The organism is Dysgonomonas mossii DSM 22836 (assembly GCF_000213575.1).
GTDB classification, from domain to species: Bacteria; Bacteroidota; Bacteroidia; order Bacteroidales; family Dysgonomonadaceae; genus Dysgonomonas; species Dysgonomonas mossii.
This window is the reverse complement of sequence record NZ_GL892006.1, coordinates 339,613-366,560: the sequence shown is the minus strand read 5'-3', so window position 1 is coordinate 366,560 and position 26,948 is coordinate 339,613. Positions and strand designations below refer to the sequence as shown.

Annotated in this window: 19 protein-coding genes; 9 read left to right on the top strand and 10 right to left on the bottom strand. The window is 39.1% G+C overall.

Translation table 11 applies throughout. The features are described from left to right. Position 1 precedes the first annotated feature (1 nt). On the top strand, positions 2-565 hold the full coding sequence (locus HMPREF9456_RS08425; protein WP_006843076.1) for an L-threonylcarbamoyladenylate synthase: 564 nt from the start codon (positions 2-4) through the stop codon (positions 563-565). Positions 566-573: 8 nt separating this feature from the next. Then, complete coding sequence (locus tag HMPREF9456_RS08420) at positions 574-1,137, top strand: pentapeptide repeat-containing protein (protein WP_006843075.1); 564 nt, start codon at positions 574-576, stop codon at positions 1,135-1,137. Here the strand turns inward: HMPREF9456_RS08420 and HMPREF9456_RS08415 are convergent, their stop codons facing one another. Together HMPREF9456_RS08415 and HMPREF9456_RS08410 are read right to left on the bottom strand one after the other, a co-directional pair. Next, complete coding sequence (locus HMPREF9456_RS08415; RefSeq protein WP_006843074.1) at positions 1,138-1,632, bottom strand: GNAT family N-acetyltransferase; 495 nt, start codon at positions 1,630-1,632, stop codon at positions 1,138-1,140. A gap of 18 nt (positions 1,633-1,650) precedes the next feature. Continuing rightward, positions 1,651-2,541: a hypothetical protein gene (locus HMPREF9456_RS08410; protein WP_006843073.1), complete on the bottom strand. Its 891-nt coding sequence runs from the start codon at positions 2,539-2,541 to the stop codon at positions 1,651-1,653. Positions 2,542-2,783: 242 nt separating this feature from the next. On the opposite strand from HMPREF9456_RS08410, the gene mdh reads away from it, so the two are divergent. The 5 genes from mdh to HMPREF9456_RS08385 all read left to right on the top strand — a co-directional run bounded on the left by mdh (position 2,784) and on the right by HMPREF9456_RS08385 (position 13,178). Further along, positions 2,784-3,725, top strand: a complete 942-nt coding sequence (mdh, locus tag HMPREF9456_RS08405) for a malate dehydrogenase (RefSeq protein ID WP_006843072.1) — start codon at positions 2,784-2,786, stop codon at positions 3,723-3,725. 382 nt (positions 3,726-4,107) lie between these two features. Beyond that, a complete protein-coding gene (locus HMPREF9456_RS08400; protein ID WP_006843071.1) occupies positions 4,108-6,468 on the top strand; it encodes a family 20 glycosylhydrolase in 2,361 nt (786 codons plus the stop codon). 193 nt (positions 6,469-6,661) lie between these two features. Next, positions 6,662-7,321: a suppressor of fused domain protein gene (locus tag HMPREF9456_RS08395; protein ID WP_006843070.1), complete on the top strand. Its 660-nt coding sequence runs from the start codon at positions 6,662-6,664 to the stop codon at positions 7,319-7,321. Positions 7,322-7,482: 161 nt separating this feature from the next. Next, on the top strand, positions 7,483-12,006 hold the full coding sequence (locus HMPREF9456_RS08390; RefSeq protein WP_477181430.1) for a translocation/assembly module TamB domain-containing protein: 4,524 nt from the start codon (positions 7,483-7,485) through the stop codon (positions 12,004-12,006). After that, entirely contained in the window at positions 12,006-13,178 is a 1,173-nt protein-coding gene (locus HMPREF9456_RS08385; protein WP_006843068.1) for a THUMP-like domain-containing protein, read from the top strand. The genes HMPREF9456_RS08390 and HMPREF9456_RS08385 overlap by 1 nt, the downstream gene beginning before the upstream one ends. Positions 13,179-13,181: 3 nt before the next feature. On the opposite strand, the gene lipA is transcribed toward HMPREF9456_RS08385, so the two are convergent. From lipA to HMPREF9456_RS08350, 7 genes are all read right to left on the bottom strand, one after another. Further along, on the bottom strand, positions 13,182-14,024 hold the full coding sequence (gene lipA / locus HMPREF9456_RS08380; RefSeq protein WP_006843067.1) for a lipoyl synthase: 843 nt from the start codon (positions 14,022-14,024) through the stop codon (positions 13,182-13,184). A gap of 147 nt (positions 14,025-14,171) precedes the next feature. Beyond that, positions 14,172-14,600: a DUF3836 domain-containing protein gene (locus HMPREF9456_RS08375; protein WP_006843066.1), complete on the bottom strand. Its 429-nt coding sequence runs from the start codon at positions 14,598-14,600 to the stop codon at positions 14,172-14,174. Between the two features lie 224 nt (positions 14,601-14,824). Beyond that, on the bottom strand, positions 14,825-16,321 hold the full coding sequence (locus HMPREF9456_RS08370; RefSeq protein WP_018074874.1) for a butyryl-CoA:acetate CoA transferase: 1,497 nt from the start codon (positions 16,319-16,321) through the stop codon (positions 14,825-14,827). A 137-nt stretch (positions 16,322-16,458) separates the two neighbouring features. After that, the gene (locus HMPREF9456_RS08365) at positions 16,459-17,376 is read right to left on the bottom strand and encodes an endonuclease/exonuclease/phosphatase family protein (RefSeq protein ID WP_006843064.1); all 918 of its coding nucleotides are present in this window, start codon (positions 17,374-17,376) and stop codon (positions 16,459-16,461) included. A 160-nt stretch (positions 17,377-17,536) separates the two neighbouring features. Continuing rightward, positions 17,537-18,067 (bottom strand): acyl-CoA carboxylase biotin carboxyl carrier protein subunit, encoded by a 531-nt coding sequence (locus HMPREF9456_RS08360; protein ID WP_006843063.1) that lies wholly within the window; start codon positions 18,065-18,067, stop codon positions 17,537-17,539. A 10-nt stretch (positions 18,068-18,077) separates the two neighbouring features. After that, positions 18,078-19,580: an acetyl-CoA carboxylase biotin carboxylase subunit gene (locus tag HMPREF9456_RS08355; RefSeq protein WP_006843062.1), complete on the bottom strand. Its 1,503-nt coding sequence runs from the start codon at positions 19,578-19,580 to the stop codon at positions 18,078-18,080. An 18-nt stretch (positions 19,581-19,598) separates the two neighbouring features. Further along, a complete protein-coding gene (locus tag HMPREF9456_RS08350; protein WP_006843061.1) occupies positions 19,599-21,140 on the bottom strand; it encodes an acyl-CoA carboxylase subunit beta in 1,542 nt (513 codons plus the stop codon). Positions 21,141-21,642: 502 nt separating this feature from the next. Here HMPREF9456_RS08350 and HMPREF9456_RS08345 point away from each other — a divergent pair. Beyond that, positions 21,643-23,664, top strand: coding sequence for a TonB-dependent receptor plug domain-containing protein (locus tag HMPREF9456_RS08345; protein WP_006843060.1), 2,022 nt, complete (start codon positions 21,643-21,645; stop codon positions 23,662-23,664). 106 nt (positions 23,665-23,770) lie between these two features. Beyond that, the gene (locus HMPREF9456_RS08340; protein ID WP_245531007.1) at positions 23,771-24,409 is read left to right on the top strand and encodes a YiiX/YebB-like N1pC/P60 family cysteine hydrolase; all 639 of its coding nucleotides are present in this window, start codon (positions 23,771-23,773) and stop codon (positions 24,407-24,409) included. A gap of 52 nt (positions 24,410-24,461) precedes the next feature. On the opposite strand, the gene pheT is transcribed toward HMPREF9456_RS08340, so the two are convergent. Continuing rightward, positions 24,462-26,927 carry a phenylalanine--tRNA ligase subunit beta gene (gene pheT, locus HMPREF9456_RS08335; protein ID WP_006843058.1) on the bottom strand — a complete coding sequence of 822 codons (2,466 nt, stop codon included), beginning with the start codon at positions 26,925-26,927 and terminating at the stop codon, positions 24,462-24,464. Positions 26,928-26,948 lie beyond the last annotated feature (21 nt).

The following is a 26,948-nucleotide window of genomic DNA, read 5'->3' as shown; positions in this document are numbered from 1 at the left end:
TATGGAAGAAGATATAAAGAAGGCTTTTGAAGTGCTTGTTTCCGGTGGATTGATTTTGTATCCTACCGACACAATATGGGGTATAGGTTGCGATGCTACCAACGAGGAAGCGGTACATCGTGTATACGAACTAAAGCGAAGGGTTGACAGTAAAGCTCTAATTACTTTGCTCGATAATCCTATCAAGCTCGACTATTATATCGATGAAGTTCCTTCTATAGCATGGGATCTGATAGAGTTATCCGAAAAGCCATTGACCATAATTTATGATGGAGCACGAAATGTTGCGCCTAATTTGATGGCAGAAGACGGCAGTCTCGCTATCCGTATCACAAAAGAAAAGTTTTCTCAAGAGTTGTGTAAGCGTTTTCGGAAGGCCTTGGTTTCTACATCTGCTAATATCAGCGGGGAACCTGCACCAGCTAACTTTGATGATATAAGCGAAGAGATAAAGCAGGGTGTAGATTATATCGTAAAATACAGGCAGGATGATACAAATAAATCGAAAGCATCGAGTATCATAAAATTGGGTAAGACCGGAGAAGTGAAAATAATCAGAGAGTAGGAGAGGGCATGATCGTAAGTGAAGATATAATCTTTGAAGGTAAATCTTACGTAGAAGGATTACATAAAAAGTCGTTTGATAATTGTACTTTTTCGAAATGTGATTTCTCACACTCAAAGCTGATAGCTTGTACTTTTACGGATTGTTCCTTTATAGATTGTAATTTGTCGATGGTCGAACTCAATCAATCTACTCTGAATAATATTCATTTTAAGAATTGTAAAATGCTTGGTGTGAAATTTAATCATTGCCACGATTTTATTTTTCATGTCGACTTTGAAAATTGCATATTGGATTATGCCTCTTTCGAAAAGCGAAAAATGAGTAAAACCCGTTTTAAGGATACTTCATTGAAGGGAGTCGACTTTGGGGGTGCCGATCTTAAACAGTCAAAGTTTTTGGAAGCTGATTTGGAAGAGACGATTTTTTATAATACCAATCTTCAAGAAGTAGATTTTACCACTGCATATAATTACTCAATAGACCTAACTCAGAACCAGATCAAAAAAGCACGTTTTTCTAAAGATGGATTGGCGGGGTTGCTAAACCAATTTGATATTATTATTGACTAGCTACAGGTCTTTATTCATCACATAGTCTTCCATCAGGAAGCCGTTTCCGATCTCAATATTTTCACTTGCGAAAAAATCGAAGCCCATTCGTTTATAGAAATCAATCGCTTTGTTGTATCGGTTTACATTCAGCGAAAGAAGCGTATTGTTATTTTTCAGGGCAAGTTTACTCACCGCATCTATAAACAAGCGACCGACACCTTTGCCTTGGATAGACGGCAGTACATATATTTTGTGTATTTTGGTTATTGGTGTGCCTTTGTAGTTCAGCTCGTACGATAAATAACCTAAGTATTCACCATCTTCCTCGGCTAATAGATAGTGATGATTTAACTCATTGATCTGCTTTTCCAACGAACTCGTACTATACATCATATCCATCATGTAGCTTATCTGCTCTTGCGAAAGAATGTTGCTAAATGTAGCGGGCCAAATCACATTTGATAGTACCTGGATATTATAAATATGGTCTGTAGTAGCTTCTACTATTTGCATTTATATATCAATAAGGTTTTAGTTTTCTAAAGAGAAAGATCTACTGCCTATTCTACTGCCATCAGCAAAGATGTCTACACGGTATGTTCCCGGCATCAGATATTCTTCTACATTCCAATACATAGTTACACCAACTTCTTCACCTCCGTATTCTATAACTCGCTTGATGGAGTAATTGATATTTCCATTCTCGTAAGGGAATGTATTGGCTCTGCTTTTTGTCAATACATCATCATCGGGTTTCATGATACGTGCATATATGGTACGTTCACCCGGCTCGGCAGTAATATTCTTTGTTATTGTAAAATTGATTATCAGCTGCTCTACTTTATTTATTTTCTTTTGTACCTTTCCTTTGCTATTTGTGGCTTGCACGCTTATATTGGTGGCATCCAGCTTGGCGGCTTTGGTTACTTTTTCGGTCAAGTCCTGCTTTTGCTGAGTTACCTGATTCAGGGTTCTTGATGTTTCCTGATACTTATTTGTTATCTCCTGCTTTTCTTGTCTGAGCTGAGCATTTGCCCTGTTTAATGAGTCAATCTGTGCGATGTACGACTTTAATATTTGGCGCAGAGTAGCCAGCTCTTTGTTCAAGCGGGAAATTTCAGCTTTATTTTCAGCTTTCACAGTCTTCAACTCTTCAAGTAAGCGTTGAACCTTAGTTTGTTCATTTGTTAGCTTTTGTAGAAGAGAATCATTTTTTATATTCAACTTAAACCCTTCGTATTGCATCGACAGGCTCTCGTACTCGTCTTCCAACTGCTGTTTGTTCAGAACGCTTTCCTGTTGCAGTTCATCGATTTGAGTCTTCTGGCTGAATATAAAGTAACTAGCTATACCTATCCCCAAAATAAGGAGGGCTATTATTCCAATTAATATTTTCGAATTACTCTTTTTTTCTGTATCCATGATGATGTTAAAAATCTGCGACTACAAATATAACGGATTTATACAGATTGAACAAAAGGCATTTAAAAACCTTTCGCTTTTTTTAATAAAATAGGGGTATTTTTGACGAACAAAATCTTCTTTATTTCAGAATAAGCATGTACATTTGTTAGGCTTTTAGGCGAGATTGTTTAGTATCTGTTTCAGTCTTGTTGCAATATGAAAGAATCAAATTATTAATTAATATATTAAATCAAATTATTATGTCTAAAGTAACAGTAGTAGGTGCCGGAAATGTAGGTGCTACATGTGCAAACGTTCTTGCGTTTAATGAAGTGGCTGATGAAGTAGTGATGCTTGATGTAAAAGAAGGAGTATCGGAAGGTAAAGCTATCGATATGAACCAGACTGTGCAGTTGTTGGGATTTGATACACGTATAAAAGGTGTGACTAACGACTATGCAGCAACAGCTAACTCTGATGTAGTTGTAATTACTTCGGGTATTCCTCGCAAACCGGGTATGACTCGTGAAGAACTAATCGGAGTAAATGCCGGTATTGTGAAGAGTGTGGCAGAAAATATCCTTAAATACTCACCGAATGCTGTTCTTGTTATCATATCCAACCCAATGGATACAATGACATATCTTGCATCTAAAGTGACTGGTCTTCCTAAACACCGTGTTGTAGGTATGGGGGGGGCATTGGATAGCTCACGTTTCAAATATTACTTAAGCGAAGCATTAGGATGCAATCCGAATGAAGTAGAAGGTATGGTAATAGGTGGACACGGAGATACTACAATGATTCCTGTAACTCGTTTAGCTACATACAAAGGTATTCCTGTAACAGACCTTTTGTCTAAAGAAGCATTGGACAAGGTTGTTGCCGATACGATGGTTGGAGGTGCTACTCTTACCGGATTGCTTGGGACATCGGCATGGTATGCACCAGGTGCTGCCGGAGCTTACGTGGTAGAAGCTATTCTTCACGATCAGAAAAAGGTAGTTACTTGTTGTGTGTCTCTTGAAGGAGAATACGGACAAAATGATATTTGTATTGGTGTGCCTGTAGTTTTAGGTAAAAACGGATGGGAAAAGATCATCGACCTTAAACTTACAGCAGACGAAAAAGAAAAATTTGAAGCATCAGCAGCAGCCGTTCACAAAACAAATGCTGTTCTGAAAGAAATAAACGCTATCTAACGCTTATTTGCAAAGTTTGACTAGAGAAGGGATGCTTCATGTATATGAAGTGTCCCTTTGTTATATCGTAGTGGAGGTTGGATAATCTTTCTTTACTGGATTTATCTGATATAGTAGCGTGCTTTTGTTTGTTAAATTATGGCAGTGAAAAGTGACATCAAAATATGTATTGTTAACTGTTACTTTTGTTACTTTTTGTAGACTGGAACTGTTCGCTGTTTTCTATGGATACTTGCGTTGAAGTATTATTTAAAGGGAAGGTAAGGTTACTTTTTTAAATGTTAATTAACTATTCGATAGCTGATATGCAATAAACGATGGTTATATTTGTAAAATCAACTTAAAATACCATAATCATTAAACTTTAAACCTGTAAAAACTAATGAAAAAACTTACGCCAATCATTTTATTTATGGTGACAATTTTAATGCTTTCATGCGGTGGAAGTGAACCCACGGTTCTTAAGCCATACAATGAAGGTATAAATATTACGCCATTACCACTCGAGTTGACGCAAAGAGAAGATACCTTCAAACTTGGGAAAAGTGTCGTGTTTGTAGCAGACAACGCAGACGTAGAAAAAGTTGCTGCTTATTTTGCTGCAAAAATCAAAGCTTCTACAGGATACAACTTGAGTATTAAAAAGACTAAACCTGCTACAGATTATATTAATTTGTCTATTGTCGCTGATCTTCCAGTTAACGAAGAAGGTTACTTGCTCGATGTTAGCGAAAAGGGGATAGATATTCAGGCTAAAACACCGCATGGCTTGTTTTATGGTATGCAGACTGTGATGCAGTTGCTTCCTGCCGAAATAGAAAGTCCTACGCTTGTAAAGAATATTGCATGGAAAGTACCCGGAGTGGCTATAAAAGATGAGCCTCGTTTCAAGTACAGAGGAATGCACCTAGATGTTTGCCGTCACTTTGTTGATGTAGACTTTATCAAGAAGCAATTGGATGTGTTGGCTATGTTCAAGATCAATACATTCCACTGGCATCTGACAGAAGATCAAGGCTGGCGCATCGAAATAAAGAAATACCCTAAACTAACAGAGATAGGAGCAAAAAGAACAGAGGGTGAAGGGAACGAATATGGCCCTTACTTCTATACACAAGATCAGGTGAAAGAGATTGTGGCATACGCTAAGGAACGCTTTATAGAAGTTATACCCGAAATAGAATTGCCCGGACATGGTGTCGCTGCAATTGCTGCATATCCCGAGCTGTCTTGTACAGGAAAGCCAATCGATGTGCGTTGTTTCTGGGGTGTGGCTAATGATGTGTATTGCGCCGGAAACGATTCTGTATTCCAGTTCTTGGAAAATGTAATAGAGGAAGTGATTCCTTTGTTCGAAAGCGAATACTTCCATATTGGTGGCGACGAGTGTCCGAAAGACAGATGGAAAGTATGTCCTAAGTGTCAGGCTCGTATAAAAGAACTTGGCTTAAAGGCGGATAAGACTCACTCTGCTGAAGAGAAATTGCAAAGTTACTTTGTGCAACGTATCGAAAAGTTCTTGTTGAAACATAACAAGAAGATGATCGGTTGGGACGAAATACTTGAAGGAGGACTTGCTCCAACGGCAACGGTAATGAGTTGGCGAGGAGAAGAAGGCGGTATTGCTTCTGCAAATATGGGGCATGATGTGATAATGACTCCTGGGGCATGGATGTACTTGGACAAATACCAAGGTGATTCTAAAAACCTTCCGGTAACGATAGGCGGCTTCTTGGATTTAGAGAAAGTGTATGGATATGAGCCTGTTCCGGAAAAAATTGCCGAAGATAAGAAACATCATATCTTAGGTGCGCAGGCCAATGTTTGGACTGAATATAAGTATAATGGTAATGGTATGGAATATGATATTTATCCGCGTATTATTGCATTGGCTGAACTGAATTGGACTCCGAAAGACAAGAAAAACTATAAAGATTTTGAACGTCGTATCGATAATCAGCGTGTGCGTCTTGATATGCATAACATCAATTATTATATACCGCTACCAGAGCAAAAGGGAGCGCCGTCGTGCAACTTTGTAGCATTCACAGATCAGGTTACACTCGAATTTAAAACAACAGAACCTGTAAAAATGGTATATACTACCGATGGCAGCGAGCCTGTATTGACGTCGCAGGTTTATGATAAGCCATTGACATTTACTGAAAATACAACATTGAAAATACGTTCGGTACTCTTGTCTGACAAGATGAGCGATGTGCGTACTATCACTATCGAGAAGCAATCGTATGCACCGGCTGTAGAGAAGGAAAAGGATGCTAATCCGGGACTTAAAGCAGAATACTATAAAGGATATACAAGGACAGTGGCAGAACTGGAAGGCAAGACTGCTGCCGAAACTGAATATGTAGCTGCTCCACAGAAGTCTAAGCATAGAATACCGAATTATACAGAACCGTATGCCGACGACTATTATTCTACTGTCCTTACCGGGTACGTGAATATTCCTGAAGATGGTGTTTATTACTTCACTACAGACTATGAATTGTGGATTGATGGTAAATTGTTGATATCTAACGAAAAAGATAACAATGGAACAGCCCGCAGATTTTCACGTAGTGATAAGTCGGTTGCATTGGCCAAAGGTACTCATGCATTCAAGCTAATTAGACTAGGTGCTATATTTGGCGGATGGCCTACCCAGTGGGAAGATATCTATGTAGGTATCCGTAAGGCAGATAAATCGGAATTCAGTTACCTGGATGAGACTTATTTTAAGTAAGACACAATAGAGTAACTAGATATATAATGTAAGAGATGTGCCGGTGACTTCATGTGCCGGCACTTTTTTATGTGTATCGCCAGTAACTATTTACTAAAAAGATTATATTTGTATGTATCGTACTGATATTGGTGTGTGGTGGGCTAAATGTCCGAAAGAAAACAGAAAATTAGAAGAATAGAATAGTACATAAATGACACAAAAAGAATACAAGAATATATTCGATGAAGAAGATGCAGTAGGGTGGCTGGAGATAGATAAGGTAGTGGAAGGTATTTATGGAGATCAAAAACCTCGCCATTATGCTCCTCCTGTGCATTACATGGTGGGTGGAGAAGACCCGTTAGATGGTGTGAGTATATACGATTCGCAAAAAGATATGTTTCATCGCCACTTAGTAAGCTATGGCATGTCTGAACTTTATTATAATGAAGAGGCTGCCGGAGGTGAATTTAGTAAATGGGGATTTGAATTTACATTCCGTCTCAAACCTTTTGACGAAGATGGCGACGATCCTACTTGGGTGGTCAACCTCATGAATAATCTTGCCCGCTATGTAATAAAGAGCGGTAAGTGGTTTGAAGAATATCATGTTATTCCGGCGAATGGCCCTATTCGTCTCAACTCTACAGCCGAAATTAATATTGTAGGGGTTGCTTTTGTTTCCGATCCTGAGTTGGGAAAGATTCAAACGCCGCACGGAGAAGTGTCATTCTTGCAAATGGTAGGACTTACTGCAAATGAGATGAATCGGATTACATCGGCAAACTCAGCTTATGATGAGGTGAAGAAAGTCTTAGACGAAATGAAGACAACAAATCCTTTGATGATAACCGACTTGCTTCGGAAATAAATTATAGCGTAGTATCTGAAAGCTTTCTGTCTTGTAAGTGTGTTTAGAAAAGGTTTTCCATAATTAATCTTAATAGTACACTAAAAGTGCAAGATAACTGTTTTCGGAGTAAGAGGGAATCACTTTTTTTGGTAATTTTGTATCTCTAAAAAGGAAGCGATATTAAACGGTTTAAGCAAATATTTCTCACTGTATTAGGTATAATAGTTGGACTCGTAACCCTGCTATTTGGACTGTTGAATATGCCTGCTGTGCAGGAATATGCTAAAGGCATTATTGTAGAAGAACTAAAAGCAAAAATCGGAACCGAATTAGGTATCGGTAAATTACATTTTCAGCTATTCAATACTGTTCAGCTAGACAGTGTTTACCTCTATGATCAGTCTCAGGAGAAAGTACTATTGGCCGATAAGATATCAGCCAGTGTCGATCTCATCTCTTTGATTCAAAATAAGATAGTGGTAACCTCTGCTTGGCTTTCCGACTTCGAGGTTCACCTTTCTAAAGAATCTGATGATTCGCCTCTGAATATACAGTATATTATCGATGCCTTTAAACCAAAGGACGATAAGCCCAAATCGAAAATAGAAGTCAAACTGAATGCTGTAAATATTACGAATGGTCAATTCTATTACGATGTAAAAGATAAGCCGTTAGTTGTTCATCATTTTGACAAAAACCATATAGCCGTTTCGGACTTGAATGCAAAGTTAGCGATGAAATCTCTAACATCAGATTCGTTGAACATTCAAGTCAAAAAGTTCGCTCTTAGAGAGAAAAGCGGATTGGATATATCTGATCTTACTTTTCGTATAATCACTCAAGGGAAGAAAGTTTCTATAAGGAATTTTGAACTCGACCTGCCTTCATCTTCATTAGAACTAAGTCGTTGCGAAATAGATCTGACTCCTACCAGCGATACCGCTAAGATAATGGATTACGCCAGTATCGATTGCGTTGTTGCTACTTCTTATATATTGCCGCAGGATGTTTCTGCATTAGTCCCTATCTTAAAGGACTTTGATGATAAGATCATTATAAGCGGGCAAGTCAAAGGCAAGATTGATGACCTCACTGTATCGGGATTATCCTTAGATTACGGGAAGAAGATGCATTTGATTGCGAATGCAGAAATCAGAGATATGAGAGACCCATCCAAGACATATGTACTTGGTAGTGTCGATGAATTATCGTTAACCCATACTGAATTGTCGAGTATTATTGACAACTTCTCGTCAAAAAAAAGGCAACTGCCTGCTCAATTAAAAAAACTTGGGGCAATATCTTTCAGAGGAGATATTTCGGGCTATCTCGATCAACTTGTCGCTTTTGGTAGTGTAGAAACTGATTTGGGAGTGGTTAAAACAGATGTCCTTTTCGGAGTTAATAATCCGAAGCCGGGCATCGAAACATACGTAAAAGGTAAAGTATATACTACCGATTTCAGTTTGGGGACACTCTTGGACAATAAAGATCTCAATAAGGCTTCTTTAAGCTTGACAGTGGATCTTGAAAAACCAAAAAATGGTAAGCTGAGAGGTAAAGCCGAGGGGATTATTCCAAACTTCGATTATAAAGAATATTCATATAAAAATATAAAGCTTGATGCCGGATATGATGGTTTGCGCATCGATGGTAAGTTAGCGATTGACGACCCGAATGGAAAGCTCGATATAGCGGGCTTGTTTGATCTTACAGATAAGAATATGCCCGAACTCGTTTTTAAGGCAAAGGCTACAGATATCCAATTAGATAAATTGCATTTGGTAAAGAATATGCCTTATTCTTATTTATCGTTTAATATAGATGCCGACTTTGTGGGTAAGGATATAGATAATGCGCAAGGATATATACGTATCGATTCGGTTGACTTTCTTCGAGAAAATCAAGTTTTCAAGATGGACGAGTTTCTTGTTAAGTCTACAATAGATTCTTTGGGGCATACACTAAGTATAAAGTCTGATATCCTTAACGGACATGTCAATGGTGACTACTCTTTCTCTACGATGGCAAATAGTATTTTAGAGACATTGCATCCATATTTGCCCGCTTTGATAAAAGTAAATGGAAAGAAGGTAGAAAAAAGCGAGGTTAATAATAATTTTACATTCGATTTTGCTATCAATAATACGGAGACACTCAGTTCTGTATTCAAACTACCTGTTACAGTCATAAATCAGGCTAAAATAGTAGGACGGTACGATAATCATTTGGATAAATTCAAAGTGGAAATCTTTACTCCGGCTATCAAAGCTGCCGGAATGAATATAAAATCCGGCTATGTTCTTGCCGAAAATGAGAATTCAGACAATGTGGTGAATACACGTATAGATGCCTCTATAATTGGAAAAAAAGAAGTGACAAATGAAATCTCTGTAAAATCTACATTAGCCAACAATAAGATAAATACCAATATTTCTCTCCTTAATGATGGAATGCAGAAGGCTAAAGGTGATTTTTCTATTTCCACGCTCTTTACCAAGGATGACAGAAAGCCTTTGATGATTGATTTTGAAACACTACCAAGCGAGCTGTTGCTGAACAATACGACTTGGAAGATGGAAAAATCTCATATTAAAATACAGGATGGGCATTATACTGTTAATAATTTTTCGGTATATACAAGTGACAAAAGTCAAGAGATAAAGATAAATGGCAGTTACTCGCCAAGCAGCTCTTCGGATATATTGAAGGTAGAGTTGAAAAAAATCAATTTAGAATATGTATTCCAGACATTAGCAATCGATGTATTGAGATTTGGTGGAGCGGCTACAGGCAGCTTGTTTATGTCCAGCATCGAGAACAAGCCGTATCTGAATACTCGTTTGGATATCACTGATTTTAAGTTTAATGGAACAGAGCTTGGTCGGTTAAATATATTCAGTGAGCTGGATGACGAAACCAACAAAATAATGTTGGATGGCATGATTGTCAGCAAAGAAAATAAGAAAACAAAAGTAGACGGAGAAATAGATCCGATACATCAGGGGCTTTCTATAAATTTTGATGCCGATAGCTTGGATATTAGTTTTCTGAATAGGTACGCAGAGGCTGTTTTTCAGAATATAAGTGGTAGAGGTACGGGTAAAGTCCATTTGTTCGGAGACTTTTCGGATGTAACCGTTGAGGGCAAGGCTTACATTAAGGATGGAAATATAGGGATTAACTTCCTGAATACAAATTATAAGTTTTCGGATACGATCTATATGAAGAAAGATCTTATCTACTTTACCAACATCACTCTCATCGATGAATATAATAATAAGTCTTTAGCCAGCGGAAAGGTGGCTCACGATTATTTTAAGGATTTCATGTATTTAGTCGATCTCTCAGCCGATCATTTCCTTGTATATAATGCCACCCAAAAACAAAATCCAATCTTCTATGGAAAGGTATTCGGGAGTGGAAAAGGAACTATTGGTGGTGACGAACGAGCCGTAGATATAGATATTAGCATGAGGACTGAGGATAAGACACTCGTCCGTATGAATTTCATGGAGAATATCATAAATGAATATTCGTTTATCAATTATAAATCGAAGCACAAGACCGACTCTGTAGCCTCTCCAAATATAGCAGAGGTCGCACCCCCGATACAAGCGAGTTCGGGGATGGAAATAAATATGAATTTTTATATTGATGCCACACCTAACGCTACAGTAGAAATTCTTATGGATCCTGTGGGCGGTGATCTAATTAGCGGAACGGGTAGTGGTGCTATGCAATTTCAATGGAGCTCAAAATCTGCGCCTCGTCTGTTTGGAACATATACTATAAATAGAGGAAGTTACACTTTTACTTTCCAACGCTTGATGGAAAGGCGGTTTACGATAGAGGATGGGAGTACAGTACAATTTAAGGGTGATCCGTTCGAAGCCATTTTGGATGTAACAGCTATCTATAAACTTACAGCTAGTTTAAGAGATCTCGATCAAACTTTAATAGAAACAACCGGGCAAACGACTATTCCGGTAAACTGTGTTCTTGATCTGACAGGGCCATTGAGACAACCTACCGTGGGGCTTGATATACAATTCCCTGCTGCCGATCCGGAAGTGGCACGGCAGGTGAAGAGCCTTATAAATACACCTGATATGATCAACTGGCAAGTTGCATATTTGCTACTCTTGTCTAAGTTTGATAGCCCTAAAGGATCGAATACCCCTTACGAAACTTCAGATTTTGCCGCCGTGGCTTCTGCTACACTGTCCAATCAGTTGACCAAAATTGTCAGCCAGATAGATAGTAGATGGGAGCTCGGGACGAATATACGTTATAGCGACAAAGATTTTACAAGTACAGAAGTAGAACTCATATTGTCTAGTCGTTTGATGAATGACCGGCTATTGATAAATGGTAACTTTGGATATCGCAATGATGTAAATATCAATAACGGCAAAGAAGCCATGATTAGTGACGTTGATATCGAGTATTTGCTCAATAATGCCGGAACATGGCGCGTAAAAGCATACAACCACTATAACGAGAAATTCTATTATACCGGAAAAACATCGCAATCTCAAGGGGTAGGTCTTATATACAAGAAAGACTTCGATAACCTCAGAGATCTGTTTGGATTCCCTACATTAAAGACGAAGTCTGTTCGAGATACGGTTACTCCTATATTACCAGACTCCACGAAGAGAGGTAGCTCGTTGAGCCGATTCATCAGAATGAAAAAGTAATGCTAAGTCCTTCACTAATAGATTTTATAAAAGAGCATGAGTCTGATGATATTCATGAGCTTGCTTTATCTGCAAAGCGATATCCTGATATAGATATTCAATTGGCAGTACAGCAAATTTCAGGGCGAAAGATCGCAAAAGAGAAAGTGCCTTCGTGGTATCATATCGATTCCATTCTATATCCTAAGCATATCTCAATGGAACAATGTTCTTCGGAGCAGACCGCCCGATACAAGGCGGGGTTGGTGGAAGGAAATTCTATGATAGACCTTACAGGAGGTTTTGGTGTCGATTTCTCTTTCATAGCTGCAAAGTTTAAAGAGGCAATTTATATAGAGCAACAGGAAGAACTCGCTGAAGTTGCGAAATATAACTTAGATGTTTTAGGACTCAAACATGTTCGAGTAGAGAGTACCGATGGAATAGCATATCTTGAAAAATTATCACCTGTTGATCTCATATATATCGATCCGGCAAGACGTAGTAGCGAAGGGAGAAAGATATTCCGTATAGAAGATTGTACCCCTAATATAATAGAGATAGAAGATTTATTGGAAGCAAAGGGCGAGAGGATAATGATAAAATTATCACCCATGCTTGATATTTCATTAGCGCTAAAATCTTTGAGGAACGTATCAGATATCCATGTTATAAGCGTAGCGAACGAGTGTAAGGAGTTGCTTTTTATAAAAGACAAGAATAAAAAAGATCAGCATATTCATTGTGTGAATATACAAAAGGATAAGACTGATATACTGTCATTTCGTAAAGAGAACGAAGATTCAGCTCATGTTAATTACGCTTCATCTGTTGGACAATACCTGTACGAGCCCAATGCTTCGATATTGAAAGCGGGAATGTACAAATCTGTAGCGGATATTTACAAATTAGAGAAGTTGCACCCAAGCAGCCATTTATATACGTCTACTGATCTGATCTCTGAATTTCAGGGGCGCAAGTTTGTTGTTGAAACTGTATGCTCTTTTAATAAGAAAGATATAAAACAGCATCTATCTGCTATAAAACAAGCGAATATAACGACCCGTAATTTTCCCGTTTCTGTTCAAGAGATCAGAAAAAAGACAAGAATAAGTGAAGGTGGAGAAATTTATATATTCGCCACCACACTATCTGATGAAAAGAAAGTCCTTACTATTTGCCGTAAGGTTTGAATATTACAGGCAATTTTCGGCGTGATAAGAAGATCGCACGAGCGGACCGCTTTCTACATAATAAAATCCTTTCTCCAAAGCAATACTCTTCAATCTCTTAAACTCATCCGGGTGAATATACTCTACTACAGGCAAATGTTTTTTGCTTGGTTGAAGATATTGTCCGATAGTAAGAACAGAGCAGTTTGCCTCCAAAAGATCGTCCATCAGCTGATAGATTTCTTCCCTTGTTTCTCCAAGTCCAACCATCATACCCGATTTTGCTTTTAATCCGTTTTCTGCAATTCGCTTCAACACAGATAGGCTTACATCATATTTAGCAGCGCTTCTCACCTGTGGTGTCAGGCTTCGTACTGTTTCCATGTTATGAGAGATAACATTCGGAGCAGCTTTGCAAACCATATCAATCAACTCGGTATTACCTCGGAAATCGGGGATCAGAACCTCTAGAGTTGTATTCGGGTTTACTTCCTTCACCTTCGTGATTGTTTCCACCCAGTGCATAGCACCCTGATCAGGTAGATCATCTCTGTCTACGGATGTAATAACGGCATGTTTCAGATTCATCAATCGGATGGATTCCGCTACATTTTGCGGCTCTTTTGGATTCAATGCCAGAGGCTTTCCGGTTTTTGTGTTACAAAACTTACATGACCGAGTACATATATCGCCCCCGATCATGAACGTGGCCGTTCCTCGTCCCCAGCATTCTCCCATATTAGGACATCTTCCGCTCGAGCAAATTGTATGTAGGTTATGTGATTCTACTATATGTTTGGTTTGTGAAAAATTATTATTTCCCCCAAGTTTTATTTTTAACCAATCTGGTTTTTTTACGTGTTCCATTGAATACTTTTCTATTATTGAATAACAAAGATAGGAGATAGATAATAAAACCTTAATTTTAAAAGGTTAAAATAAAAGCTAGATTATAAGAAATGTAAAAATCCTGACTTGTTTCTAGCAAATCAGGATTTTCTTACAAACACTCCCTTAATATAATGATACCAACTCTAAGGGTTTACCGTCTACTTTTGTTCGTTCTATGGCTGCCAGATTGCCATCCGCATCATATTTATATGTTATCATATCACTATTATCATTCCATTTTCCTTTTCTATCGTTCCATTCTGTATAATAAATGTGATCTATCTGGTCGTTGGTGTTATACTCGAATTTGTATAATGATAGGGCTATCCACCCAAGAGTCTTATCCCATTCATAAGATGTGCGTTTTGTTCTGTATCCATTGCAATCATATTCATATACAATTTTAGAGGCAGTCTCATTATTCTTATATATTACACATTCTTTCTCTTGTGGTTGTCTTTCTTTTAATGTTACCTCAACTTTGTTCTGTGCACATATTCCGATAGATAGAAATGAGACGATTGTTACTGCGATTAATTTTATTGTTTTCATAATTGTACGCTTTATAGTAAAACATTTTATTTTACTACTATAAAGTCAATTACTGTGCCATTATTTTTAATGTGCAGTATATTAAGATATTAAGTTTATTTGTGGAAGCCTTGTTGTGTTCATAAACGGACACCTTGTATGGTTCTAAATAGAAAATCCTGTACTCAGCTATGAGTACAGGATCTTTTACAATATTGTAATACTTAATCTTTAATCTATCGAGATTAAGCTTTCTTTTCTTTAGTCCATTTCACGTTGCGCATATCGCCGGTTTCCATAAATGCTTCGTGGAAAGCAAAACCATCATATAAGTCAACAGGAGTTTGTCCCTGTTCGCTGCGAGCAAGATATTCTCTTAGCAAAGGACGATATTCGGGATGAACACAGTTTTCGATAATCGCTTCTGCTCTTTCTTTAGGGCATTTACCGCGAAGGTCTGCAATTCCATATTCACTGATAATGATTTTAACAGAGTGCTCGCTATGATCCTGATGTGATACCATAGGAACAAATGCACTGATTTTTCCATCTTTAGCTACTGATGGAGTTACAAATACAGATACATAAGCACTACGGGTAAAGTCTCCCGAACCACCAATACCATTCATCATTTTAGAGCCTGTAACGTGAGTAGAGTTGATATTACCATATATATCAGCTTCCAGAGCTGTATTGATAGCGATAATACCTAAGCGACGCACAATACCCGGGTTGTTAGAAAACTCAGAAGGACGAAGTACAAGTCTTTCTTTGAAGAATTCCAGATTCTTGTAGATCTTTTCGATAACAGGGTTACTTACTGTTAACGAACATCCACTCGCAAATTTTACACGTCCGCTTTCCATCAAGCTGATTACTGCATCTTGAATAACCTCTGTGTAAACCTCAAAATCAGGTATTTCTTTGCTTTGACCCATTGCAGCCAATACCGCATTTGCAATGTTACCTACACCCGACTGAACAGGAAGGAATGTCTTAGGCATACGGCCTTCAGCCATTTCTTTAACGAAAAAGTTAGCAACGTTTTCTCCAATTTTTGCTGTTATTTCGTCTACAGGGCTAAAGCCACCACCTTCGTTCGGTGTATTTGTTTCTACAACGATTATTTTGCTAGGATCTACTTTTACGCAGTCGGTACCCATACGGTCTTTTACAGAATATACCCCGATCTCTCTACGGTGTGGAGGGTTTGGCAATTCTGCAATATCGTGCATACCACGCATTTCTTTCGGATGCCATCTGTTAAGCTCTACAATTACAGTTTTAGCAAGGCGAGCTACAGTAGGAGTGATTCCTACACCGCATGTTGGTACTATTTCACCGTCTTCGGTAATGTCACACGCTTCGATAATAGCAAAATCCACTTGTCCAAAAAAGCCATAACGTATTTCCTGAGCAAGCTGAGAAAGGTGCATATCAAAATATTTAACCTCCCCGCTGTTTATAGCATTTCGCATATCTTTACTAGACTGGTACGGTGTACGGAATTTAACTGCATGAGCACGAGCCAGTGATCCGTCGATAGAATCGCCTGTAGATGCTCCGGTAAACATCCCTATCTGGAATGGATTCCCTTTTGCATGTTCTGCTTCAGCTCTTTTAGCTAACGCTACTGGTACTACCTTAGGACATCCTGCGGCAGTAAATCCGCTAAATCCTACATTGTCATTGTGTTTGATAAGTGCGGCTGCCTCATCAGCAGTCATAAATTTTAAAGCCATGTCTTTTCTAAAAGTATGATTAAATAAATTGTATAAAGTTGATTTTTAACACCTTCTCTTTGGCGCTGCAAAAGTACAAAATTATTAACTGAACAACTAGAGATTAACATTAAAAATTGAAATATAGCGGTTTATTCCTACTTTTTCTTGTATATGAGTTTTACAGACACCGGAAAATGGTCTGAAGGCAAACGTATGTCGCACCCATCGAAGGAATATTCCTTCGGAAAATCGCCCGTTTTGATGTTGCTTTCACCATCTCTTGGGGTACGATAGGTATCGGTTAATACACCATAGCGTTCTACTGACATGCTTGGGCTTACAAAAATATGATCGATACGGCTACTTGTCAGCAGATCGGGTTTGAATGCATTGAATGTTCCGTTCAGTGCATATCTCACTGCTGCACGGTCGTATGAGTCGGTAAGGATTCCCGATGTGCTTAGCAATGTATAGCTTTTGTGTGTTTGATCTACATTGAAGTCGCCGGTTAAGATAACAGGATCATTGCCGCACATTTCTTTTATCTTAGCCAGTACCAGCTTCGCACTTTCTTCACGGGCTATTACTCCTACATGATCCATATGTAGGTTGAAGAACCAGAACTTAAGCTTGCCTTTTGTTTCTTTCAGTTGTACCCATGTACAAATGCGGGGAAGTGCAGCATCCCAGCCCTTGTTTGGCTCATCCGTTTTTTCTGCCATCCAGAAATGTCCGGACTTTAATACTTTGTATTTATCTTTTTTGAAAAAGATGGGAGCATACTCGCCTTCGGTTTTCCCGTCGTCCCTACCTACACCTACATAGCTGTATTGTGGCAATGCATCGAGCAAGTCTATCAGCTGATTGTGTTTTACTTCTTGTGAACCCCAGATGTCGAAATCGTTATAGGCTATAAGGTTGGCAATAACAGGACATCGGGTTGCCCATCCGTTGCCTTTGTTGGCATCACCTTGATTATCATTTCTGATATTGTACGTGGCTACATTAAGAGTTTGGGCAAAAATAAAAGAGCATAAACAAAGGAGGATAATCCCTAAAAGTGTTTTTTTCATATTTTGGACATTTATAGATTGTTTGAGTACAAATTTAACCCATAAAAAGGAAATAACCCGCCGAAGCAGGTTATTTTATATACTACATATCGTAAAAGATATTAAGTTGGGGAAATACAATTTATTGTTGCTGATGCTAGAAACGGGTATCGCCTTTTTATTACACTTCTTTCTCCAATTCTATCAACAAATCACTTTTGCTAGTGGTATCGCCTTTCTTTACCAATACTTTTTTTATGATACCTTTGGTGCTTGCCAAGATCGCATTTTGCATCTTCATGGCCTCCAAAATCAAAAGAGTATCGCCTACCTTTACCGTATCGCCGGCCTTCACCAAAACATCGAGTATTTTACCCGGCATAGGAGCTTTTAGCCGTATCGTAGTAGATTCGCTTAGTAAGTTGGCCAATAGCTTCTTACGCTCCAACGAAAAAGGAGACTCAATCGAAAATACATAACTGACACCATTCACCTGCAATTCATATTCATTCTGGTGCTGGGCTATTACTTCTACAGGATAGGTAAGCCCATTCACTGTCATTGCGGTAAAACCATCAGGCGTGGTTTCTATTTTGAAGTCCAGCTCTTTAGAATTGTGTGTATATTTTCCATTTTCATCGATAAGGAAATCAAATGTTTTGTTCGAATTCTTATCTAAAGCTATGATTGGTTTATGTTGTTTATTTTTCATAATCGATGTATTACATATTATTAATCCTGTTTCTCATAGCCCAAGGGTCTGTTTCTTCTTTCTTCTCTGTAAGTGCCTCGTTTTGTTTCTTAAACTGATTGGCAGAGAACAGTGCTGCAAACAGGTCTTCATCTTTCTCGCGATATACGAGTGAGTCTAATTGCTTTTCGATGAAAGATGTATTGTAATCACCTTTTTGGAATGTTTTGTTATGCAGTACAGCTTTGTCGAATGGTATCGTTGTCTTTATTCCTTTTATATGGAATTTATTGAGAGCCTTGATTGTTCTTGCAATGGCGGTATCCCGATCCTTTCCGTGAATAATCAATTTGGCAATCATAGAGTCGAAGAAAGGAGTAACCTCAGAGCCCACTACTACGCCTTTATCTATTCTGGTGTTGCTCCCTTTTGGCAAACTCATTGCTTTGATGATACCTGTACATGGTGAGAAATTAGCTTGCACATCTTCTGCATTGATACGGCATTCGATAGCCCATCCGTTGAGTTTTACATCGTCTTGCGTAATCGGGAGTTTTTCTCCGTTGGCAATTCGTATTTGCAATTCTATAAGATCTAATCCTGTTATCATTTCGGTTACAGGGTGTTCTACCTGCACACGAGTGTTCATCTCCATGAAGTAGAAGTTTTTGTCCTTATCAAGTAAGAATTCCACTGTTCCCAAACTGATGTATTTAGCTTCTCTTGCAAGAGAAACAGCAGCATCAGTCATCTTTTTCCGCAGCTCATCGTCCAGAGCCGGAGAAGGGGCTTCTTCGAGCAACTTCTGATGTTTGCGTTGTACCGAACATTCTCTTTCTCCCAGATGGATAATATTCCCATGGGTGTCGGCTACTATTTGTATTTCAATATGTTTCGGATTCTCCAGATACTTCTCAATAAATACAGATGGGTTGCTGAATGCAGCCAGTGCTTCGGACGAAGCGGACAGGTACATTTGTTTGAGGTCTGATTGTTTGCGTACAATACGCATACCTCGCCCTCCACCTCCGGCAGAAGCTTTTATGATTACAGGGAAACCAATCGATTTTGAAATTTCGATAGCTTCGTCCAGTGTGCTGACGCTACCGTTGCTACCCCCTAGCATGGGAACATTGCCTTTGGCTGCGATATTTTTTGCAGTGATCTTGTCACCCATATTCTGTATGATACGTGGCGAAGGCCCTATAAAAATAATTCCTTCCTCTGTACAGCGGGTCGCAAACTCTGCATTTTCGGATAGATAGCCGTATCCGGGATGGATAGCGTCTATTTTGTTTCTTTTAGCTAATAGCACCAGGCATTCTATATCCAAAAATTCAGGCGTTTCGTTTATCTCCCTATCCGGAAAATTGACGATACGGTCTACCTGAGTCAGATAATATGCATCAGGTTCTTTTACTGTGCGTATACCTACAGATTCTATGCCCATTTTCTTGGCGGTCTGCGCTATTCGGATAGCGATCTCTCCACGGTTGGCAATAAGAATTGATTTTATCTTATTTTTATTTTTCATCAGATACAATTTTAAGTATTACAAAGGTAGATTACCATGCTTACGCTTAGGACGTAACTCAATTTTGCGTTCAAGGGCTTTAAGGCTCGAAGCAATCTTTTGTTTGGTTACAGCAGGGTCTATCACTTCATCTATATATCCTTTTTCGTCTGCTATATACGGATTTGTAACCTCTTCTCGATATTTGTCGGTAAGTTCTTTTTTCAGTAGAGCCGGATCTTCCGCTTCGTTCAATTCCTTGCGGAAGAGAATAGCAATAGCTCCGTCGGGTCCCATTACTGCAATTTCGGCAGTTGGCCATGCAAAACTAAAGTCGCCTCCGATTCCTTTGCTGTTCATTACTATATATGCCCCACCGTAAGCTTTTCGGAGGATAATTGTTATTTTAGGTACATTGGCAAATGTATATGCATACAAAAGCTTTGCTCCGTGACGGATAATGCCTTCATGTTCCTGATCGGTTCCCGGAAGGAATCCCGGAACATCCACCAGCGTTACAATTGGTATATTGAAAGCATCGCAAATATTGATGAAACGAGCTCCTTTTACCGAAGAGTGTGTATCCAGTGTTCCTGCCATTACTTTGGGCTGGTTGGCTACTATTCCTACTACACGACCATCGATACGGGCAAAAGCTGTAAATATATTCGCCGCATGGTTCTCCGATATTTCCAAAAAGTCTCCATTGTCTACGATCAATCTCACTACTTCTTTTACATCGTAAGGCTTGTCCGGATCTTCGGGAACAATGTTTCGGAGTTGCTCATCATCCCGTGTTGCCGCTTCTGCCGGTTCGGTGAGCGGTGGATTCTCCATATTATTTGATGGGAGGTAGGATAGCAATTTCTTGACGCCCAATATTGTATTTTCGTCGTCGCTATATACAAAGTCCGCTACTCCCGATTTTGAAGCGTGTACCGAGGCTCCACCCAAATCTTCGGTGGATACTGTTTCGTTGAGTACTTCTTTCACCACGTTAGGGCCTGTAACAAACATATAGCTTGTGTCGGCAGTCATGAATATAAAATCGGTGAGGGCAGGGGAGTATACTGCGCCTCCGGCAGCAGGTCCCATTATTACTGATATTTGAGGTATAACGCCAGAGGAAAGCACATTTCTTTTGAATATACTTGCATATCCATCCAAGCTGCTGATACCTTCCTGTATACGCGCGCCTCCCGAGTCGATAAGTCCCACCATTGGCGAACCTGTTTTGAGCGCCATGTCCTGTATTTTTGCTATTTTGGCGGCATGGGTTGCTCCAAGAGAACCTCCAAGTACATTAAAGTCTTGTGAATATGCATACACCAAACGCCCGTTAACTTTTCCGAATCCTGTAATCACTCCGTCTCCAAAAGCTTTTACTGATTTTCCGAATGAGGACGTAGCAGGAGGGGCGTAAGCATCTGTTTCTTCAAATGTATCTTCGTCGAATAGAAGAAGGATGCGTTCGCGTGCAGTTAGTTTGCCTCGCTGATGTTGTTTTTGGTAATATGTGTCGTCATATTGTTTCTTCAAGAGCTCTTGACGAGCAATGAACTGTTCGTATGATTTCTTCATTTTTATGTATTTATTAAGATACTTTTGGTTGGAATAATAAACTCTTAATTCTGTAGAAAATAATGGTATTGTTCATTATTTATTTTGTTTCCTTCGTATTTTATGCTAGTTCAAAACAGTAAATATAATAGAAATATTTTATTTGAAAGTTGTATCGCATAAAAATTATCAATTACAGAACCTCTCCTGAGCTGTGGAAGTTTGAGTATCTAATGAATACAATGTGAATGGAGGTGTTTTATTATTAGTTGTTTATTTTTTTTGAACACTATCTATCAAGCTCGCTCTTTATTTAGAATGTGGTTTGATTTCAAGGATTTTTAAAACATTTTTTTTCTTGACTATTCCTTTCTCTAAGTGTTTGATGCTTAAGTTTATTTGCTCTAAATTGTTTAAGCTGTAGACTGTTGCTTCTATAATTCTAGCTGATATATATAGGTGAAGTTGTGCAGAATTTCTTTACTTTTGCAGCGACATTTTTATTATTAATTAACTAAACAAAATGAATCAAAAACAAGTAAACAAACAGCAGGCTTATCGCTTTAAAAGATTTTTGCGGAAAGCCTACAGTGCATTCAACAGTATGCACAGGCTTGTTAACATTGGGGTTGTGACAGGATGTGCACTTACATGTCTTCATGTATCGCTCGCATCTGCACAAACTACAAGTAACGAGCAACAACAAAAAGTGATGGAGAAAGAGCTCGATGAAGTGATGGTGACGGCATCGCGGGTAGAGATGCCGATCAACCAAACAGCTAAGCTGGTAACAGTAATCACTAAAGAGCAAATAGAGCAGGCGCCCGTCCGGAGTATTCAAGACTTGTTAGTTTACGCCGCTAACATAGATGTGATTCAACGAGGCGGACATGGTGTACAAGCCGATATCTCAATCAGAGGTGGCACATTCGATCAAAACGCAGTACTTCTCAACGGAGTAAATCTCTCCAATCCCCACACAGGACATTACAGTTTCGATATTCCAATCAATCTTTCCGACATCGAACGTATCGAAATCATTCACGGCCCATCAGCCCTAATATACGGAGCCAGTGCTTTTTCGGGGGGAATCAATATTATTACAAAGAAAAGTGCGGATTATAAAGCTTATGCCAGTGTAGAGTCGGGCATGCACAAGTTGCGTGGCATGGAAGTCCGTGGTGTGGCAAAAGCAGGAATAACAACAAATAGTTTGTCGGTAGGCTACAACTCTTCTGCGGGTTATATAGCCAATAGCGACTATGATCTGTATAATGTGTTGTGGCAAACACGTTTCAGACTAAACGAATCTAAAATTGACTTGCAATTAGGTTATAACGATAAAAAATATGGAGCTAATACTTTCTATTCGGCGAAATATCCCAATCAGTATGAGCGTACAAGCACATATATGGGGTCTCTGAAAGGAGAGTTTGGTTCTAAACTCAAAATAATTCCCATTGTATATTGGGATAGGCATCACGATCAGTTTGACCTGATCAAGGATACCGACAAGGGGCGCAACTATCACCGGAATGACACCTATGGAGCGAATCTTATCTTTAGCTATGAATCTCGATTGGGGATTACCAGCTTGGGCGGTGAGTTGCGAAAAGAAGATATAATGAGTTCGGTATTAGGTAAACCGATGGTAGAACCTCACCGGAAATATAAAATGTATGATGACCGCACCAATGCGAGTGTGGCATTCGAGCATACTTTAACTATCGAAAAAGTTGTGCTGTCTGCAGGCGTTTTGATGAATCACAACACTTTGTTGAGTGGTAAATATAGATTTTACCCCTCGGTGAGCGCTACATATCGCCCTGTAGAAGATTTTAACATATCGTCATCGTGGAGCAAATCGACACGGATGCCTACTTTTACTGATCTTTATTATACAACAGAAACCCACAACGGAAACAGCGGATTGAAACCTGAGAAGTCAGAGTCTCTCGATCTTAACTTCAAATACAATAAATCGTTTTTCTCTGCATATTTCACAGGCTTTCTTCTCTGGGGACGAGATATGATAGACTGGGTAAAGGTGAATGCGAATGATACAAAATGGGCATCGTGGAATCTTACAAAAGTAGATACAAAAGGCGTTGAAATGGGAGTAAAGTTCCGATTGGCAGATGTGTTCCCTGTATTAGGGGAGCAGTCTTCCGTATCTCTTGACTATGCACGTATGCACCAGACCAGCTATGCGCAAAATATGATATCATTGTATAGCTTGAATTATTTGCGGGATAAGTTTACAGCTCAGTTTCATCATCAAATTTATAAAGGATTTTCGGCAGGCTGGTATTTCCGTTTTCAAAAACGGATGGGATTTTATGAAAAGTATGAAAATCTGGTGAAGGTTGGTAATGAGCATTATCCGTCATTCTCTACTCTCGACCTAAAGCTTAACTACAAGTATAATGACCTACAGTTGAATTTGAGTATGAATAATCTGTACAATACTCATTATTTTGATAGAGGGAATATTCCTCAACCGGGTTTTTGGTTGATGGGTGGTATTAGTTATACTTTTAGATAGAATTAATTGGGATTGTCTGTTGTCATAGAGACAGTGTTTTTGTTATACTGAACAGAGTGAAACATCTCTTATGACAACAGACAGTTCTTTTACATACCTCAATAATATGAAAACAATTGTTCTTATTTTATTTCTATTGCTGCCATTTCATATTTCAGCCGATAACTTTAAGCTGCAAGCGGGAGACCTTATTTTTCAGGAGTCTTGTTCGGGAGATATGGGCAAAGCAATAAAGGAAGTAACATCGAGTATCGATCAATATCATTTCACCCATGTGGGTATGGTCTATATCGATGAAAATGACAGCATCTATGTAATCGAAGCTACTCATCCCAGAGTTGCTATTACTCCCTTGCATGAATATCTCTATCCCGAAAATAATAAAGGCTGTTATCCTGTATCTGTTGTGGGGAGGTTAAAGGCAGAATATCAATGTTGTATACCCCGGGCAATACAAGAAGGATTTACGCTGGTAGGGAAAGAATATGACGACGGCTTTGTGATGAATAACGATCAATATTATTGTTCCGAATTCATCTATGAGGTATTATTAAGAGCAAATAACGGGACTGCGATTTTTCCTCTTAATGTTATGACATTCAAATCTCCCGGTTCGGATGAAATAACAGATGGTTGGAAAGAGTATTTCGATAAGCTGAATCTTCCTGTACCCGAGGGTGAGCTTGGTATAAATCCCGGAGCAATGTCACGATCGGAGGTAATAGATATCGTTCATTATTATTAAAAAAATAGGCTGCTTTACAAAGCAGCCTATTTCATCTATTTTAGTTTGATATTTATCTCAACTGTGCACCTAACTCGCTTTCTAAAGATTTTTGTATCTTTTGCATGATGGCATCAATCTGTTTGTCATTCAGCGTTTTTTCATCGTCCTGAATGACAAAGTTTACTGCATAAGACTTTTTGCCTTCGGGTAAATTTTTGCCCTCGTATACGTCAAACAAAGAAACGTTCTTCAATAACTTGCGTTCGGCTTTGTATGCTATCTTCTCTATCTGATCGAATAGGATATTCTTATCTAATAGCAAAGCAAGGTCACGTTTTACAGCCGGGAATTTTGATATTTCCGTGTATGTAATGCTGTGTTTCTTGATCTCTTTCATCAGGCTGTCCCAGTTTAGTTCGGCATAGAACACTTCGGCATTAATGTCTTGCGATTTCAGCACTTTCTTGTTAACGATACCCAATACACCGAGCGATTTACCTTTCCCCTTGGCTTGTATGTCTAAAGCTGCTGTAAATATTTCGTTCGATGTCTGTACGTATTCATACCTGTTGGGAGCGATACCCAAACGGGCTAATATATTTTCAACATAGGCTTTTAGTTGATATACAGATGTCTTTTCATCGCCTGCTGCCCAGCTATTGCTTATATTGTTTCCACTAAGCCACAAGCCAAGATGAAACTCTTCGTTGTATTCTTTTAAAGTTTCACCCTCCACTTTTTTAGAAGCATCATACAAATAGCAGTTCCCGAACTCATAGAATTTGATGTCAGGGTTCTGATGATTACGGTTGTATGCAATGCTTTCCAAACCTCCGTAAATCAACGTTTGACGCATCACATTAAGGTCGTTGCTGAGCGGATTGATAACTCGTACGCTGTTAATAACAGGGTATAATTGAGAGTCTGAATAATAGGCTTCTTTTGTTAGCGAGTTATTCATTATTTCTTTAAATCCGCTACCTGTCAATTGCTCGGAGATCAGGTTTTGTAAGTCATAACTTTTATCCGTAGGTGTTTCGTACGAAAGGTTTGACTTCAGGCTGTCGCCTATTTCTATGTTGTTATATCCGTAGACACGTAATATATCTTCGATCACATCTACATCACGCAATACATCTACTCTGTAGGTAGGGACAGATAGGCTAAGCGTATCTTCTGTTTCTTTCTCTATTGTAATCTCTAAACTTTCGAGGATAGATTTTACAGTATCTTTTTCGATAACCTTTCCTATCAGGCTATTTACTTTATCGTACAACAGCTCTACTGTAGGTTTTGCTACAGGGTTAGGATATATATCTTGTATCGGTCCTACTATCTTTCCACCCGCAAGTTCTTGTATCAACAACGCAGCACGTTTCAATACATAAATCGTATCGTTTGGATCACAGCCACGTTCGAAGTGGAATGAAGCATCGGTATTTAGTCCATGACGACGTGCCGATTTGCGTATCCATGTAGGGTTGAAGTATGCACATTCGAGGAAAACATCGGTAGTATTTTCTGTAACTCCCGAATCTAATCCGCCAAATACTCCACCGATACACATCCCTTCTTTGTCGTTGCATATCATCAGGTCTCTCTCGCTAAGTGTACGTTCTACTTCATCTAGGGTAACGAACTTAGTTCCTTCCGGTAAGGTTTTTACAATTACTGTTCCTCCCGAGATATGAGCTACATCGAATGCGTGCAATGGATGTCCCAGTTCTTGCAGTACATAGTTGGTAACATCTACTACATTATTGATTGGGCGCAAGCCTACAGAAGTAAGCCTGTTCTTAAGCCACTCAGGACTTTCGGTAACTTTTACGCCTTTTATTGTTACACCTGCATAACGTGGGCAGGCTTCCGTATTTTCTACTTTTACAGGTACACCGCCGTTTGGTTCATCCAGTTGAAAGCTTTCAACTGATGGACTTTTCAGTGACCCTTTTAGTTTGTTTTGTTTCAGATATGCAGCCAAATCACGGGCAACTCCAAAGTGTGAAGCACCGTCTATACGGTTTGGCGTAATATCTACTTCGAGAATATATTCGCTCTGTATGTTGTAATGTTCTTTTGCCGGAGTACCTACCTTAGCATCCGCAGGCAATACGATGATTCCCGCATGGCTTGTACCTATTCCTATCTCGTCTTCGGCGCATATCATACCAAGCGACTCCACACCTCTGATTTTAGATCTCTTTATCGTAAAAGACTCATCGCCCGAATATAGTTTTGTTCCTACCAAGGCAACCACCACTTTTTGTCCTGCGGCAACATTTGCAGCTCCGCACACTATTTGCAGCGGCTCACTTTCTCCAACGTTTACCGTTGTGATGTGCAGGTGGTCTGAGTCGGGATGATCTACACAAGTGAGTACTTCACCTATCACTAGGCCTTCGAGACCTCCTTTTACTGTTTCTACTTCTTCTACACCGCCGGTTTCGAGACCGAGAGATGTCAGGGCATCGGCAGTTTCCTGAGGGGATAAATCGAAGTCAAGATAATCTTTTAACCAGTTGTACGAGATGTTCATATATTAATGTTTTTATTTTTT